This window comes from Nonomuraea typhae, assembly GCF_009760925.1.
GTDB lineage: Bacteria > Actinomycetota > Actinomycetes > Streptosporangiales > Streptosporangiaceae > Nonomuraea > Nonomuraea typhae.
This window is the reverse complement of the sequence record NZ_VRLV01000004.1, coordinates 539,554-555,720: the sequence shown is the minus strand read 5'-3', so window position 1 is coordinate 555,720 and position 16,167 is coordinate 539,554. Positions and strand designations below refer to the sequence as shown.

Annotated in this window: 13 protein-coding genes and 1 pseudogene; 5 read left to right on the top strand and 9 right to left on the bottom strand. The window is 74.2% G+C overall.

Going from position 1 to position 16,167, the window contains the following annotated elements; all coding sequences use genetic code 11:
* Window positions 1-187: 187 nt before the first annotated feature.
* Complete coding sequence (locus FVE25_RS18585) at window positions 188-1,720, top strand: AfsR/SARP family transcriptional regulator (RefSeq protein WP_157248207.1); 1,533 nt, start codon at window positions 188-190, stop codon at window positions 1,718-1,720.
* Window positions 1,721-1,756: 36 nt separating this feature from the next.
* Here FVE25_RS18585 and FVE25_RS54395 read toward each other — a convergent pair whose 3' ends face one another.
* From FVE25_RS54395 to FVE25_RS18550, 8 genes are read right to left on the bottom strand one after another with little or no spacing between them, the layout of a single operon-like run.
* Window positions 1,757-2,749 carry a lysylphosphatidylglycerol synthase domain-containing protein gene (locus tag FVE25_RS54395; protein WP_219825546.1) on the bottom strand — a complete coding sequence of 331 codons (993 nt, stop codon included), beginning with the start codon at window positions 2,747-2,749 and terminating at the stop codon, window positions 1,757-1,759.
* A complete protein-coding gene (locus tag FVE25_RS54390; protein ID WP_219825545.1) occupies window positions 2,746-5,076 on the bottom strand; it encodes a glycosyltransferase in 2,331 nt (776 codons plus the stop codon). The genes FVE25_RS54395 and FVE25_RS54390 overlap by 4 nt, the downstream gene beginning before the upstream one ends.
* The gene (locus FVE25_RS18575; protein WP_157248206.1) at window positions 5,073-6,182 is read right to left on the bottom strand and encodes an endonuclease/exonuclease/phosphatase family protein; all 1,110 of its coding nucleotides are present in this window, start codon (window positions 6,180-6,182) and stop codon (window positions 5,073-5,075) included. Before FVE25_RS18575 ends, FVE25_RS54390 begins: the two co-directional genes overlap by 4 nt.
* Complete coding sequence (locus FVE25_RS18570; protein WP_157248205.1) at window positions 6,179-7,198, bottom strand: glycosyltransferase family 2 protein; 1,020 nt, start codon at window positions 7,196-7,198, stop codon at window positions 6,179-6,181. Before FVE25_RS18570 ends, FVE25_RS18575 begins: the two co-directional genes overlap by 4 nt.
* Window positions 7,199-8,209: a glycosyltransferase family 2 protein gene (locus FVE25_RS18565; RefSeq protein ID WP_157248204.1), complete on the bottom strand. Its 1,011-nt coding sequence runs from the start codon at window positions 8,207-8,209 to the stop codon at window positions 7,199-7,201.
* 20 nt (window positions 8,210-8,229) lie between these two features.
* Entirely contained in the window at window positions 8,230-9,195 is a 966-nt protein-coding gene (locus FVE25_RS18560) for a UbiA prenyltransferase family protein (protein WP_157248203.1), read from the bottom strand.
* Window positions 9,196-9,208: 13 nt separating this feature from the next.
* Window positions 9,209-10,240: an NAD-dependent epimerase/dehydratase family protein gene (locus FVE25_RS18555; RefSeq protein ID WP_157248202.1), complete on the bottom strand. Its 1,032-nt coding sequence runs from the start codon at window positions 10,238-10,240 to the stop codon at window positions 9,209-9,211.
* A complete protein-coding gene (locus FVE25_RS18550) occupies window positions 10,234-11,649 on the bottom strand; it encodes an aspartate aminotransferase family protein (RefSeq protein ID WP_219825544.1) in 1,416 nt (471 codons plus the stop codon). Before FVE25_RS18550 ends, FVE25_RS18555 begins: the two co-directional genes overlap by 7 nt.
* Before the next feature lie 170 nt (window positions 11,650-11,819).
* On the opposite strand from FVE25_RS18550, the gene FVE25_RS18545 reads away from it, so the two are divergent.
* The 4 genes from FVE25_RS18545 to FVE25_RS55245 are packed head-to-tail and all read left to right on the top strand — an operon-like array spanning window position 11,820 to window position 15,270.
* Complete coding sequence (locus tag FVE25_RS18545; protein WP_157248201.1) at window positions 11,820-12,812, top strand: glycosyltransferase; 993 nt, start codon at window positions 11,820-11,822, stop codon at window positions 12,810-12,812.
* Window positions 12,809-13,498: a polysaccharide deacetylase family protein gene (locus tag FVE25_RS18540; RefSeq protein WP_219825543.1), complete on the top strand. Its 690-nt coding sequence runs from the start codon at window positions 12,809-12,811 to the stop codon at window positions 13,496-13,498. The genes FVE25_RS18545 and FVE25_RS18540 overlap by 4 nt, the downstream gene beginning before the upstream one ends.
* A gap of 3 nt (window positions 13,499-13,501) precedes the next feature.
* The gene (locus FVE25_RS18535; RefSeq protein ID WP_157248200.1) at window positions 13,502-14,083 is read left to right on the top strand and encodes a class I SAM-dependent methyltransferase; all 582 of its coding nucleotides are present in this window, start codon (window positions 13,502-13,504) and stop codon (window positions 14,081-14,083) included.
* Window positions 14,080-15,270: a glycosyltransferase 87 family protein gene (locus tag FVE25_RS55245; protein ID WP_246267144.1), complete on the top strand. Its 1,191-nt coding sequence runs from the start codon at window positions 14,080-14,082 to the stop codon at window positions 15,268-15,270. Before FVE25_RS18535 ends, FVE25_RS55245 begins: the two co-directional genes overlap by 4 nt.
* Before the next feature lie 180 nt (window positions 15,271-15,450).
* Here the strand turns inward: FVE25_RS55245 and FVE25_RS55240 are convergent.
* Window positions 15,451-16,161 (bottom strand): annotated as a pseudogene (locus tag FVE25_RS55240) (glycosyltransferase 87 family protein); the annotation flags it as partial.
* Window positions 16,162-16,167: the final 6 nt, after the last annotated feature.

Here is a 16,167-nt window from a genome sequence, read left to right as displayed (position 1 = left end):
GCCAGACGTGGGCCTGTCTCACATTTCGCGATCAGTGTCAAGAGTAGTCGGATCTACTCTATTCGCAAGATCCAGGCCCTCTGACAATGCGGATGCGCAATGAGCCGAGGCGGATGCCCCTTCTGTCCCGCCCACGGTCTCCGGGTAGCTGCTCCACCACGTTTTCACCGGTGTTGAGGAGGTGTCCATGGAGCTGCGGCTACTCGGACCTGTCGAGTTGCACGCGAACGGGCGGGTGCTCGCGTCCGGGCGCCCCCAGCAACAGGTGCTGCTGGCCGTGCTGGCCGTGGACGCGGGCCGCCTGGTGTCGGCGGAGTCCCTGATGGACCGGGTGGCCGGACCGGCGCCCGCCAAGCGCACGACCCGGCTCCTGCACACCCACGTCACCCGCATCCGCAGGGTGCTGGAGCAGGCCCAGCCCGCCGAGGGCGCCACGGTACGGCTGTCGCGCCGCGCGGGCGGCTACGTCCTGGACATGCCCGCGCACCAGATCGACGTCCACCGTTTCCACCAGCTGGTACGGCAGGCCGGCCGTACCGGCCTGCCCGCCTCGGAGCAGGTGATGGTGCTGCGCGAGGCCCTCGACCTGTGGCGCGGCGAGCCGCTGGCCGGGTTGTCCGGGTCGTGGGTGGAGACCACGCGCCAGGTCTGGCGGCAGCAGCGGCTGGCCGCGGTCATCGCCTGGGCGCGGTCGGCGCTGGCCGCTGGTGAGGCGGCGGCCGTGGTCGGGGCACTGGTGCCGGAGCTGACCGAGTACCCGCTGGCCGAGCCGCTCGTGGCGGTGCTGATGCGGGCGCTGTCGGCCACCGGCCGGGCGGCGGAGGCGCTGGTGTACTACGCGGCGATGCGCCGCCGCCTGGCCCAGGAGCTCGGGGCCGATCCGGGGATGGAACTGCAGGCGGTGCACCAGGCGATCCTGCGCGGCGAGCGGACCGTGCCGGCGGCCCCGGCGGCGCGGGCCAGGCCGGCGCAGCTGCCCGCCGGGGTCCGCGCGTTCACGGGCCGCGCGGGCGAGCTGGAGCGGCTGGACGCGCTGCTGGCCGGGGTAGCCGCGAGCAGCCCGGCCGAGGTCCCGATCGTGGTGCTCGCGGGCGCCGCCGGGGCGGGCAAGACCGCGCTGGCCGTCGAGTGGGCGCACCGCAACGCCGACCGGTTCCCGGACGGGCAGTTGTACCTGAACCTGCGCGGCTTCTCCGCCGAGCGGCCGATGACCACCGCCGACGCGCTGGCCAGACTGCTGAGCGCGCTGAACGTGCCCGCCGCGAGCGTCCCGCCGGACGTGGACGAGCGGGCCGCCCGCTACCGCAGCGAGGTGGCCGGGCGCCGCATGCTGATCGTGCTGGACGACGCCGCCTCCAGCGAGCAGGTGCGGCTGCTGCTGCCCGGGACCCGCAACTGCGCGGTGCTGGTGACCAGCCGGGACAGCCTGGCCGGGATGGTGGCCGTGCACGGCGTGCACCGGCTGGTCATCGGCCCGCTGCCCGACGCCGACGCCGTGGCGCTGGTGCGCCAGCTGGTCGGGCCGCTGCCGGGCCAGGAGTCGGTGGCCGCCGCCGCGCTCGCGCACCGGGGGGCCGGTTCGCCGCTGGCGTTGCGGGTGGCGGCCGAGCTGGGGGTCTCGCGGGCCACTCCGGAACTGGTCGAGCTGCTGGTCAAGCTGGCCGAGCAGGAACGGCTGAACGTGCTGGACGAGTACGCCACCGGCATCAACCGGGAGTAGCCGCCGCCACCCGGAGTAGCCGCCACACCGCCGGCGTCAACCCGGAGTGGCCGCCACACTGCCGGCGTCGCCGGGCGCGCTCTCCTTGTGCCTGCGCCGGTGCATGTGCTGGGCCAGGGCCAGCCCGGCCGCGCCCACGAGGGCGCCACTCAGCGCGCTGACCACCCGGCTGGCCAGGACGACGGTCCCGGCCAGCGGCAGCGGCATCACGGTGGCCAGACCTGCCACGAGCACCGCCTCCCGCACCCCGATCCCGTCCGGGGCGACCATGACCAGGATCCCGGCGGTGGTGGCCACCGCGAACCCGGCGATGCACACCAGGTACGCCCGCCACGGCGGCGCGCCCGCGGCCACGGCCAGCAGCCAGAGGTGGTGCCCGGAGACCACCCAGGACAGGGACTGGGTCAGGATCGCCTTGCGCAGGCCCGCGTCCGACGCCGAGACCGGCGGCGCCGGGCGGCGCAGCACCCGGGCGGCCGTCCTGAGGCACAGGTTGAGCAGGCTGGGCCGTACCAGGAGGGCGAAGGTCGGCAGCGACGCGGCCAGCAGCCAGCCCGTGCCCAGCCCGGCGACCGCGGGCCCGGCCGCCAGGCCGATCGTCAGCCCGGTCAGCGCGACGATGGCCCAGCTCAGCAGGAACACCGAGGCCAGCCGGAGCGGTCCGACGTCGATCGCCCGGCCCATGCGCACCAGCACCGGCAGCGCGACGAACCGCCCGGGCACGAACTTCGTGAGGAACCCGACGAAGAACAGGCGCGAAGCCGTCCACCCGTCCACCGGCGCGCCGAGGTCGGTGAACAGCGCCCGCCACGACACCAGCCCGAGGAGCAGCCCGGCGGAGTTGATGAGGAAGGCCGCCCCGAACGTGAGCACGATCTCGCCGGCGCCCAGCCGCGCGGCCAGGCGGCCGACGGACGACCAGTCCTGGTCCCTCCACATGATCATCAGGCCGACGCCGAGGGCGGCCACGAACACCGCCACGAGCACCCGGTCGAGCACCCGGACCCAGCGCCGGCGGCTCGTCGTCATCGGGACCGCCCCCGCGCGGGCCGGGCCACGGCGTGCACGGCTCCGGCGAGCATCCCGGCCATCTCGGTGGCGTGCATCACGAAGTGCATCGCGACGAAGTACACGAGGAAAAGCCCGCCTTTCTCCCGCCGGACGAACCCCCACAGCGGCCGGTCGATGGCGACGAACACCGCGAAGAGCGCCAGCGACCCGAGCAGCGCCCACCCGTTGAAGACCGCCAGCGGCAGCAGGAGGGCCGCCAGCGCGCAGCTCACCATGCACGCGACGGCGGCCACGTCGATGCGCCGGGAGGCGCGCCCGGCCTCCGGATGCCGGCTCCGGCCGAGCAGGAGCCGGGCGACGAGCGCCCCGTAGGTGCGGGCCCGGCGCAGGTGCTCGCGCAGATAGGGCCAGAAGCGGTCCACGTCGTCGTGGCGGCCCAGCACCTGGTCGCTCATCCAGATCACGTACCGCGACGGCAGCCGGGTGCCGAACTCGATGTCCTGCGTGTCCCGCATCTCCTCGTCGAAGCCGCCGACCTCGTCGAACACCCGCCGCGGCACCGCGGTGAGCGCGAACAGCGTCGCGTCGGCCACCCCCGAACGCCGGCGCCGCCAGAAGTGCTCGAACAGCGTCTTGTAGACCTCCACCGGCCCGTCCGCGAACAGCGGCTGCGCGGCGTAGATGCCTTGCACGACGCCGGTCTCGGGCCGTTCGCGCAGGATGCGCAGAGCGGTGGCGATCGCGCCCGGGTCCAGCGCGATGTCGGAGTCGACGAAGAACAGCACCTCTCCCGTGGCCGCCGCCGCGCCCGCGTTGCGCGCCGCCGAGACGCCCCGGTTGACGTCGAAGGCCAGCAGCCGGCAGGGGAACGCGGCAGCGATCTCCCGGGAGCCGTCGGTGCTGGCGTCGTCCACGACGATGACCTCGAGCTCCTGATGGGTCTGCGCGTACACCGACTCCAGGCAGGCGCGCAGCGTCTTGGCCTTGTCGTAGTTGGGAATGATCACCGACACGAGCGTGCCGGGATCGGGGGCCGCCGGCGGCCGTTCCCCGACCGGCCGGGGCGCGGCCGTGAATCGCCGCACCAGGGCCTTCCCCAGCCGCTGCCCGGGGAGCTCGATCAGCCGGTACGACAGGTAACTGACCGGCAGCAGCACCGCGAGCAGCCCGGCGAAGGCGACGACCTGGAGCCACCAGTCCGCCCGCCCCGCGGCCCGCAGCCACGGCATCAGCAGCAGGATCGCGCCCATCTGCAGCAGGTAGACCGAGTAGCTGCTGACTCCGGTCAGCGTCAGCCCGCGCGGGATCAGCCGATCGCGCACCAGCGGCGCGACGGCGAACACCAGCAGCCCCGACGCCAGCCCGGCGAACCACACCCTGGCCGCGTCGGCCGCGGGCAGCTCCTTCAGGTAGGCCAGCTCGCCGCCGCCCCACCCGGTGACCACCGCGGCGGCCAGCAGCACGACCGCCGCCACCGCCGCCCGCCACCGGCGCGCCTCACCCTGCCGCGCCTGGTAGAGCGCGGCTCCGGTGAACATCATGGCGAGGATGAGCAGCCCCCACCCGTCCGCGTGCTGCGCGCGGGCGGCCAGCCCCACGATCACCACCACGAGTACGGCGGAGCCGGCGAGCGCGGCCGGGCCGGCCCGCCGTACCGCTGCCCAGAGCGCGACCCCGAGCACCGCCAGCGTCACCGCGACGAACCAGCCGGTGCGCGGCAGCTCGATCGGCCCGGCCACCCGTTTGGCGGCGGTGACCACCACGACGAGCGCGCACAGCCCGACGGCGATCTCGGCGGAGCGGCGATGCAGGCCGAACCGCCAGGCCGCGGTCGCCAGGGCGTAGAACGCCACCTGGTAGCTGAGCGTCCACAGCACGACCAGGAGCGCGGGCACGCCCAGCAGGCTCTGCAGCAGGGTGCCGTTGGCCAGCAGCATCATGAGCGGCTGGCTGCGCACCTCGACCGGCAGCGGCGCCAGCCCGAGGAAGCCGACGGCCAGCGCGCCCGCGGCCACGACCGCCCACATCGGATAGAGCCGGAACGCCCGGCTGACCCAGAACCGCGCGGGGCTGCCGCCGCGCCCCAGCGAGGCCGGGATCACGTAGCCGGTGACCAGGAAGATCAGGGTGACGGCGAAGGCGCCGATGTGCCACCAGCGCATCATCCCCGTCCACGCGTCGCGGAAGGCCAGGTAAGAGGCATGGTCGAAGACCACTCCGAGGACGGCGAGGCCGCGCAGGGCATCGAGCCACCGCTGCCGGGGACGCGGGGTCACAACGGGCTGGGCCGGGGCAGCACCGCCCGCGGGCCGGGCCAGAGCGGGGTCGGCCGTGGGCTGGGTCATAGGGACACCACCAGATACTGGAGCCTGTGGTCGGACTGGCCGGCGGGATCGCGCAGCTCGTACCGGTGCGTCGTCACCTCGGGCGAGACCAGCGCCCAGTCGAGCCGCCACCAGGTGGGGAAGTACACCCCGTTGACCGGCCAGGTGGCCGGGTAGGGCGTGTCTCCCGCGTCGGCCGCGTCGCGCAGCCCGCCGGCGAACGCGTGCCGCTCCCCCATCGCCGGCGTGGTGTTCATGTCGCCGGCGACGAGCTTCGCGTTGCCGTTGGCCGCCAGGTCCCGGTTCAGCGCGGCGAGCTGGGGCCCGCGTTCTTCGTGCAGGTTCCTGATCGTGTCCCAGAAGGCGGCGCTGAGCGGCCCGCCGCCGCCGATCCACAGCGGGGTCGGCAGGTGCACGTTGTAGACCGACAGCACCCGATCGCCCACCCGGAGGTCGGTGCGCAGCGTCTTGTACCGCCAGAACTCGGGGAAGGCGGCGCCGGGCGGCGGGTCCGCGCCGGGCGCGTCGAGGCCGTACCGGGCGGTGATCGGGTAGCGGGAGAGCGTGATGAGCTCACCGGCGACGGCGATGTGGTAGCCGGGCAGCCGGGCGCGCAGCTCGGCCAGTTCGTCGATGCGCAGGGGCGAGTCGCCCGGGTAGCGGAGGTATTCCTGCAGCAGGTAGACGTCGGCCCGTTGCCGGGTGAGCAGGGCGTAGAAGTCGGCGGCCAGGCCGGGTTCGTGCCAGTACTGGGTGTTCCACGACACCACCCGCAGGGCGCCGGCCGGGGCGGGCGGGGCGGCGGTCAGCGGCGCGCCCACGTTGAGCCCGGCCAGGCTCAGCCCGGCGGCGAGGCCGGCGAGCGACAGCACGGCCGCGGGCCGCCGGGACCTCCGGCACGGCCAGGCCGCCAGCGTCAGCAGGATCGGCACGGCCGGGAAGAGGAAAGGGGGCAGCAGGTCCGCCGGGCGCCACCACCAGACCCGCCCGCTGACGAGGAGGTGGGCGAGCACGAACACCAGCCACAGGGCGGGGGCGCCGATGAGCACGACACGCAGGGGGCGCCGCCAGGTCCGGTCCTTCGGAGGGGGAACGGTCACCCCGACAGTCTCCGCGGTGCTCGTCATGCCGTGGACTCCCGGGGGAACGTGCCGTCGTACAGGCGGCGGAACGGCCGGGAGACCGCCCACTGCGCGGCTCCGGCGCAGACGCCGGCGGAGATCGTCACGTTGACCAGGAAGTGCACGGCGGCGAAGTACCCCAGGAACGCCACCCCCCGCCGGCGCCGGACGAATCCGTACATGCCGCGGTCACCGGCGAGCGAGGCGGCGAACAACGCGCCCGGCGCGGCCAGCCACAGCGGGCCGAGCAGCGGCGTCAGGGCCAGCGACGGGAGCACGGCGAGCGCGGCCAGGCTGGACCAGGCGCGCGCGGCCGTCTCGAAGCCCGTCGCGAACTCCCGGGCCTTCGCGTACAACGGCACCCGCAGCCGGGCCCGGTGGAAGAGCTTGCGCAGCAACGGCCCCAGGGCGTGGTCGTGGTCGTGGCGGCCGCGGACCGCGCCGGTCAGCCGGATCCGGTGCCGGCGCGACAGCCGGTAGGCGTAGTCGACCTCCTCGGTCTGCATGAGCCCTTCGTTGAACGGGCCGACCTCGTCGTAGACCGCGCGCGGGATGGCGAGCATCGCCGGGAACAACACGGTCACGTCGCCTTCGCCGCTGGCCGACCAGTAGTGGTACTGCAGGCCCCGGTACTGGGCCACGAGCGTGTCGTGCAGCAGCGGCTCGGGATCCTCCAGCCCGCACACCGCGCCCAGGCCGGGTTCGGCTCGCAGGACGGCGACGGCGCGGGCCACCGCGTCCGGCGCCATCGCCAGGTCGGAGTCGACGTAGAACAGGATGTCGCCGCCGGTGTGCGCCGCGCCGACGTTGCGGGCCCGGCCGCAGCCGCCGTTGCGGGGCAGGGCGAGCACCCTGACGCCGAGCGCCTCGGCGACCGCCACCGAGTCGTCGGTGCTGGCGTCGTCGACGACCAGCACCTCCAGATCCGGGTAGGTCTGCGCCTGGATCGCGCGCAGGCACACCTCGAGCGAGGCGGCGTAGTTGTAGTTCGGCACGATCACCGACACGCGCGGGGCGGCCATTCAGCTCACCTCCGCGGGCCGGTCGTACAGGCGGCGGAACCGGGGCGAGGCCAGCCAGCCCGCCAGCCCGGCCACCGCCGCCGTGGCCATGACCACGTTGAGGAAGAAGTGCACGGCCACGAAGTAGACGACGAAGACGGGTGACCGCCGGGCCGCGACGAAGCGGTACATCGGCCGGTCGCAGCCGAGGTAGGCGGCGAAGATCGCCAGCGGCGCCAGGCCCCAGATCGCGCCGAACGCGACCGGCAGCGCCAGCGTCACCAGCACGGCCAGGGCCGCCACGCTCCCCCAGGCGCGCGGGCCGCTGGTCAGCCCGCCGGGGAAGTCCGGCCGCCTGGCGTACATCGGGATGTGCAGCATGGCCCTGGTGAACACCTTGCGGACCAGCTCACGCAGATCGTGGTCGTGATCGTGCACGCCGCGCACCGCCGGGGTGAGCAGGATCCGGTAGCGCCGGGCCAGCCGGAGGCCGTAGTCGGCGTTCTCGGTCTCGCGCAGGCGCGGGTTGAAGGGGCCGATCTCCTGGAACACCTCGGCCCGCATGGCCAGCAGCGCCGTGTAGAGCGTGGTGATGCGGCCCTCGTCGGCGATCAGCCAGTACGACTGCTGGAGGCAGCGGTACTCCTCCAGGAGGCCGTCCTTGATCAGCGGCTCCGGGTCGTAGTTGCCGCACACCGCCCCCAGCTCCGGGTCGGCGCGCAGCAGCGCGACCGCGTTGGCGACCGCGTCGGGCTTGGCCGCCACGTCGGAGTCGCAGAAGAACAGCACCTGCCCGCCGGCGTGCTCGGCGCCCAGGTTGCGGGCCACCGCGGGGCCGCCGTTGACCGGGGTGCGGACCACACGGACGCCGAAGGACTCGGCCACGGCCACCGAGTCGTCGGTGCTGCAGTCGTCGGCGACGATGATCTCCAGGTTGGGGTAGGTCTGCGCGCGCAGCGCGGCGAGGCAGAGCTTCAGCGCGCGGGCGTAGTTGTAGTTCGGGACCACGACCGACACGAGCGGATCGGACACGGCGAGGCTGCCTTTCTCGGTCAGGGTGCGGGGTTGGCGGCGGCGACGAGGGCGATCAGCACGGCCGCCCCCAGGAGCAGCCCGTCCACGATGATCAGCCGGTCGCGCAGAAGCGTGCGCACGGGGTCGGCGCCGCGCTGCCGTACCAGGACCGCCTGCAGGTAGCGGAAGACGCCGAACAGCGCGAGGGGGGCGGCCACCGCGGACAGGCCGTTCCGGTAGACGCCCACGGGGGCGTCGAAGCGCAGGTAGAGCAGGAACGTCAGGACGGCCAGCGTGGCGTTGACGGCGAGCAGCTGGTCGGTGAGGGCGATGCTGTAGCCGCGCAGCGCGGGCCGGCCGGCGGTCCCGGCGGTGGTGAGCTCGTGCCGGCGTTTGCCGACGGCGAGCACCAGGCAGCCGGTGAGCACGGCGACGAGGAACCAGCCCGAAGGGGTGCCGCCGGTGGCCGCGTGCCCCTGGAGCACGCGCAGGCCGAAACCGGCGGCGATCACGCAGATGTCCAGCAGCGGCACGTGCTTGAGGCCACGGCTGTAGGCGAGGTTCAGCACCACGTAGGCGGCCAGCGGCCACCACGGGAGCGGCGGTCCCACGGCGACGAGCACGCAGGCCAGCGTGGCGAGCGCGGCGGCGTAGAGCCGGGCGCCCGCCGGCGGGATGCGGCCGTCGGCGATCGGCCGCAGCCGCTTCACCGGGTGACCGCGGTCGAGGCGCCGGTCGGCGAGGTCGTTGAGCACGTACACCAGCGACGAGGCCAGGCAGAACACGACGACGGCCCAGCCCGTGCGCAGCAGGTCGGAAGGGCTCCAGCGCGCGTCGTGGACCAGCGCGAGCGGGATCACCAGCAGGTTCTTCGACCACTGCGCCGGCCGGGCGAGCGCGATCAGGTCGGCGCAGATCCGGGCCAGCCGGCGCGTCCCGGCCCGCGCCGGCCCGGTCGGCAACTCGTCGGCGACCCCCCGCGCGGCCGCCCTCGTCGTGGTCATGCCGTCCTCCCGCTCAGAAGAAGACCTTCGCGGCGGCGAGGATGCCCTGGCGCCACGGGTCCCGGCTGGTCCGTCCGCCGCGGGTGGCGGCCGGCCGCGCCGCCTCCGCGCGCCACCACGCGAACGTCTGCAGAATGGCGTCCCGGTTGGAGTAGCGCGGGACGAAGCCGAGCCGCCGGCTCGCCTTGGTGATGTCCACGTAGGAGTCGGTCTTGAGCTTGTGCAGCAGCCGGCCGTACACCGGGGAGAGCCCGGCGCGCTCCAGCATTCCCAGGACGGCGACGGCGGGCCGGGCGGGCAGCGCGACCACGCGCTTGCCGTGCCCGGCGGCGTCGAGCACCGCCTGGAAGTCCTCGCGCAGCGTGCCGAACTCGGCGGCGGCGATGTTGTAGGTGTCGCCGGCCGTGGCCGCCGGGGCGAGCAGGACGCGGGTGACGGCTTCGACGAGGTCGTCCACGTGCAGCATCTGGATGCGGACGCCGCCGTCGCCCAGCACGGGGAAGCCGCGGCCCTCGTGCGCCCACTGGAAGAGCATCGAGAACAGGCCCATCCGGCCCGGCCCGAGGAAGGTCTTGGGGCGCAGCACCGGCACGATCATGCCGGTCCCGCGGTGGGCGGCGGCGATGCGTTCCGCCTCGGCCTTGGCCGTGCTGTAGGGGTCCACCGGGGCGTGACCGTGCTCCTCCGGGGTCGGGACGAGCGCGGGCAGGCCGTACACGGCGGTCGAGGAGATGTGGACGAGCCGCGGCACCCCCGCGGCGGCGGCCGCGCCGAACACGGCGCGCGTGCCGTCCACGGTGATCGAGCGGATCTGCTCCGGCGGATAGCTGGGCAGCGCGGCCGCGCAGTGGACGGCCGCGCCCGCGTCGCGCATGACCGCGGCCAGCGCGCCGGCGTCGCGGACGTCGCCGGTGACGTGCCGGTATCCGGGCCGCTCCGCGACCTCGCGCAGGTCGAGGCCGACGACGGCGTGCCCGTCGGCGGTCAGCCGGGCGGCCACGGCCGAGCCGAGCATGCCCGCCGCGCCGGTCACCACGGTCACCACAGCGAGCTCACCTTCTGCGCGGCGAAGCGGGTCAGCAGCTTGGTGAGCCCCTGGCCGAGGACCGTGTCGAGGCTGTCGAGGAAGCGTTCGACCTCGTCCGGCTCGATCACCAGCGGCGGGCCGGCGATCAGCGGGTGGTCGCCGTTGAGCGCGTAGTAGGAGTAGATGTCGTGGTCCAGGTAAAGGGCGCTGACCACGGCGGCGGTGACCAGCTTGGCGCGCAGGCGCGGATCGCGGGCCAGGCCGCCGGGGGCGAGCTTGGCGGCCAGGTCCAGGACCTTGGGGCCGCCCGCGATCGACACGCCCCACAGGGCGCCGGCGCCCTCGACCCGGGCGACCGCGTCCGGATGCTGCTTGGCGATGCGCCGCAGGCCGGGGCCGAGGATCTCCCCGATCCTGCGTGCCCGCCCCGGATAATCGTCCTCGACCGCGATGTTGACCGCCTCGATGGCGGTGGCGCACTCCTCGCCGAAGCCGTAGTAGGTGGTGGAGGTCGAGTGGGCCAGCGCGTCGGCCGCGTTGTCGTACGCCTTGCGGAAGATCGGCTGCCGGGCGACGTATGCCGAGATCGACGACTTGCCGCCGCCGAACGACTTGGACGTGGTCAGCACGTCGGGCACCAGACCCGGATAGCGCATGAAGTAGAAGAGGCTGCCGGTCTTGCCCCAGCCGGTGTAGATCTCATCGAAGATCAGAACGATGTCCTCGGCGGTGCAGAGCTCGCGCAGCCCGCGCAGGAACTCCTCCGAGCACTGCCGCACCGTGGACGCGCTCATGGGCTCGACGAGGATCGCGTAGACGTCGCCGCGGTGTTCGCGTACGGCGGCGCGGACCGAGTCCAGGTCGCCGTAGGCGAACGGGACCGCGCCCGGGATGCCCGGGTAGGCGAACTGGCCCCTGGCCGCGCCGGTGAGCGTGCCCGAGCCCAGCAGCTTTCCGTGGAAGCTGATGTCGGCGTGCAGGATCGTGTGCCGCCTGCCGCCGTGGTACTTGTACGCCAGCTTGACGGCCCCCTCCACGGCCTCCGCCCCGGAGTTGGGCAGGAACGACATGCTGAGGTCGCCGGGCAGCAGCTCGGCCAGGTTGTGGCCCAGCGCCGCCACGTAGGGCGAGAAGTAGGTCTTGTGCACCTCCATCCGCCGCTGCTCGGCGAAGCGCCGCCGGACGGCGAGGATGCGCGGATGGTTGTGGCCGTGGCTGAGCACGCCCACGCCTCCGGTGAAGTCGAGCACGCGGCGCCCGTCGCGAAGGTGGAGATAGGCGCCCTCGGCCCGCTCGACGAGCTCCCGGCCGAAGCCGAACGAGGTCATCAGGCGGACCTGGCTGCGATTGACGAAGCGCCGGTACAGGTCGTGCACCTGCCCGACCGTCAGCCCGTCGCAGTCCTCGACACTGAGCAAAGTCGACACTTGTCCGTCCACCCTTCGCCGGGGTCTGACACCGAGAGCGATTCTTGGCCCCCGGTCTGGACACCGGCACAACGCGTTGTTGACAAGCGCTCAACCGGGCGCGCCCGGGCCGCCGGCGGTCGGTTACGGTGAGGCCGCGCGTTCCCTCCCGGACAAGGCGGTACGTGTCGATGAGCCCTTCCATCTCCGTGATCGTCCCGGCCTTCAACAGCGAACGGACCCTGCGGGCCTGCCTGGCGGCGATCCACGCCCAGACCCGCCCGCCCGACGAGGTCGTCGTGGCCGACGACGCCAGCAGCGACCGGACCCGCGAGATCGCGCGGGAGTTCCCGGTCACCCTGCTCGAGACCCCGGTCAACCGGGGGCCTGCGGCCGCCCGCAACCGCGGGATCCTGGCCAGCCGCGGCGACGTCCTGTTCTTCGTGGACTCCGACTGCGCGCTGTCCGGCGACGCGATCGCGAACGCGCTCCGCCTGCTCGACGAGACGCCAGGGGTGTCCTGCGTGCACGGGACGTACCTGACCGAGCCGCTGTTCGACGACGGCCCGGTGGAGGCGTACCGGCTGCTGCACGCCCGCCACTGGCGGCTGCGCCACGCCGGACGGGTGCGCACGGCGGTCTTCGCGGTGTGCGCGATCAGGCGGGCGGTCTTCGACGACGTCGGGCTCTTCGACGAGAACCTGCGGGCCTCGGAGGACGTGGAGCTCAGCGACCGGATGGCCGATCGGCACGGCATCCTGCTCACCGCCGAGGTGTCCTGCCGGCACGACGACGACAGCGCGTTGTGGCCGATGCTCCGCAAGCAGTTCGGCCGCTCCCAGTTGCTGGTGCCGGTGGCGGTGCGGGAGCGCGGGCCCGCCGGGATCCGCGCCAACAGCGCCGCCGGCCTGCTCGCGGCGGGACTGGCGGTGGCGTCGGCGCCGGCCGGGCTGGTGGCGGCTCCGCTGTCCGCGCTCCCGGCGGCCTTCCTGGTGCTGTTCGCCGTGGCCGATCCCGGGCTGGCGCGCTTCGTCCTGCGGCAGCGGGGGGCCGGGTTCCTGGTCTTCTTTCTCGCGGTCCACTTCCTGGTGCAGCTCGCGATCCTCGCCGGGGCGGCCGTCGGCGCGGTCCGGTTCCTCGTGCGCAAGGACTTCGGGCCGTCGCGGGCGGAGGCCCTCCGGTGAAGGCGGAGGCGACCTCCGCGCTGCCGTACCTGCGGGCGCGGTCGCTCGAGTGCCTGCTGCTGGGCGTGCGCGCGCTCCGGCGGCGGCGGCCGCGCGCCTCCACACGGCCGATCTTCACGGTGGACGGCGGCGGCGTGGCGCTCACCGTCGACGACGGCCCCGATCCGCGCTGGACCCCGGCGCTGCTCGACGTGCTGGCCCGCCACCAGGTGACGGCCACGTTCTTCCTCATCGGCGCCCGCGCCGCCGAACACCCCCGGCTGGCCCGGCGCATCGCCGAGGCGGGGCACGCGGTCGGCAACCACTCGGCGCACCACCCGCAGCCGTTCGCCGCCCTCGATCGGGTACGGCTGCGCGCCGAGATCGGGCGGGCGCAGGAGCAGATAGCCGAGGCCGTGGGCCGGGCGCCGCGGCTGTTCCGGGCGCCCGGCGGCGGCTGGTCCAGGACGGTTCTCGGCGTCGCCGCCGACCACGGGCTGACCGCCGTGGACTGGACGGTCAACCCCAGTGACTGGAAGGAGCCCGGTGTGCCGCACATCGTCCGCGTGCTGTCGCGCGGCGGACCCGGGCACGTGCTGCTCACCCACGACGGCGGCGGCGACCGGTCGCAGACCGTGGCCGCGCTGGACGTGGTGATTCCCCGCCTGCGGAGCCGTGGGTTGCGGTTCGTCCCGGTGGAGGGGTGAACGATGGGCGTCGTCTTCCGTGCCGCCGGCCGCCTGCTGAAGTGGCCGCTGACCGTGCTGGTCCGGCCGTACCCGTGGCTGAACGCGCGGGTGTGGGATCTGCAGTACGCCCTGGGCCTGTGGTCCTACCTCGACCGGCCGGGGGGCAGCACCGTCCCCGACCTGATCGGGAAGTACGCGCGCCTGCCGCGCATCCTCGACCTCGGCTGCGGGGCCACCGCCAACCTGACGCTGCACCGGTACGCGTCCTACCACGGTGTGGACATCAGCCGGACGGCGATCCGGCGGGCGCGGGCGCTGCGCCGGCCCGGCTCGACCTACGAGGTCGCCGACGTGCTGACCTACCGCCCGGCCGCGCCGTACGACGTGATCCTGCTGCGTGAGGTCCTGTACTACTTCCCGGACGAGCAGGCCGTCGCGCTGCTGCGCCGCCTGGCGGCCACGCTGGCCCCGGACGGCGTGGTCATCGTCACGATCACCGCTGGCGGCGGCGCGCTCCTCGGCAAGGTGCGGGCGTGCGGGCTGGACGTGGCCGAGGAACTGGCCGACCCGGCCGGGCCCGCCACGATCGTGCTCCGCCCGTGAGCGCGCGGCTCTCCCGCGTGCTCGCGGGCGCGGCGGCGGCCGTGCTCGTGGCGGTCGTCGTCGCCGCGGTCGTGCTCCATGCGGTGACCGGCCGGTTCTGGCAGGACCTCGCCGTGCTGAGGGCGGGCGCGGCGATCGCCGGAGGCGGGGACGGCGAGGTGTACCGGGTCGCCTTCACCAGCGGAGGCGGGGTGGAGTACGGCTTCACCTACCCGCCCTTCTCCGCCCTGCTGCTCCAGCCGCTCGCGCACCTGGGCATGACGGCCGCCGTCGGCCTCTGGACACTCGCCTCGGTCCTGGCGCTGCTGGCCGCCGTCTGGGCCACGCTCAGGGCCGGCGGCCTCCCCGCCGGCCGGCGCGCGGTGCCCGCCCTGCTCGCCACGGCCGCCTCCCTGCCCATGCTCGCCGTCTCCGGGCACCTGCAGACCGGGCAGGCCGGCGTCTTCCTGATGGCGCTCGTGCTGCTGGACCTGACCGGCGACCCCCGGCGCCGGTGGTACGGCCTGGCGACCGGGATCGCGGCGGGCATCAAGCTCACCCCGCTCATCTTCGTCGCCTACCTGCTCGTCACCCGCCGCTTCCGGGCGGCGGCGACCGCGGCGGGCGGCTTCCTGGGTACGGTGGCCGTCGGCTTCGTCTGGCGGCCGGAGGACTCCCACTGGTTCTGGGGCGGCGGGCTGTTCGCGGCCTCCCGGGTCACCGAGGACCCGCGGACCATCCTCAACCAGTCACTGCGCGGCGCCCTGGCCAGGGTGCTCGACTCCGGCGACCCCGGCCTCGCCTGGCTGCTCCTGGCCGGGGCCGTCGGCGTCGCCGGTCTCGTGGCCGCCGCCCGCGCCCGTGATCCGCTGCTGGGCCTGTTCTCCTGCGCGGTCACCGGGCTGCTGGTCTCCCCCGTCTCCTGGCACCACCACTGGGTCTGGGTCGTGCCGGTGCTGACGCTGGCGGCCGTACGCCGGCGTGACGTCCGGGGCCGGGCGGCCGTCGGCGTGGTCTGGCTGGTGTTCGTCGCGAGCACCACCTGGGTGCTCGCCGGTCTCCAGGGGTGGGACCTGCACTTCGGCGGCTGGGGACTGATCTACAGCAACCTGTACGTCCTGGCGGGCCTGGTCTTCCTGGCGCTGCCACACCGCGTGAAAGGCGAGGCCGAGAGCCACCAGGAGAAGGGCGTTCCTGCCGGCCAGTAGCGCCGTGCCCGGCCAGGCGGGGTGGTAGGCCACGTCGGCGTAGAACCAGGGGAACAGCGCGGCGGTCAGCGCGGTCGCCGCCACGACCAGGGCGGCGGGCGCCCGCTGCGTGGTGTCCCTCCGGGTCAGGCAGACCGCCGCCACCCCGATCAGCCAGAGCATGTACTGCGGGGAGAAGACCCGGCTCGTCACCACCAGCACCAGCACCGCCGGCAGCGCCACGTCGACGCCGGCCCGCCCGGTGACCAGCCATCGGAGCCCCAGCACGCCCAGCCCGAGCAGCGTCAGGCCGGGCAGCACGAGCGTCGCGGGCCGCACGAACGGATGCCCGACGACCTCCATCGCCCCGTAGACGAACTCGACCCGGAGGGAGTCGTCCCAGAGCCGGGCCAGCACCAGCGGCGTCGCGCCCGCCGACTCGACCTGCAGCCCACGCTCCACCTGGTTGCCGGTGAACCCGGACCAGGCCCCGGCGAAGGCGAACGTCAGCGCGCCGCCCAGGCCCGCGAGCCCCACCGCGAACCCGGCGAGCCCCCGAGCGGGCCTGGCGGTGAGGAGCAGCACCGCGGGCCACACCTTGACCAGCGCGCCCGCCGCCATGAGGGCGCCCGCGACCGCGGGCCGCCGGACCACGGCGGCCAGCGCGGCCACGGCGATCGCGGTGACGAAGATGTCGTACCGGGCATAGGCCAGCAGGTTGAGCATCGGCACCGCCAGCGCCCACACCCAGGCCCCCAGCAGGCGCCCGTTCCCGCGGACCAGGCGGAGCAGTGTGAGAAGGATCAGCAGGTCGGCCAGGAGGGCCAGCGTGAAGAAGGCGGTCAGATAGCCGGCCGGGACGAACCGCAGGCCGAGGAAGAGCGCGGCGGCGCCGGGCGGGTACTGCCACATCGGATC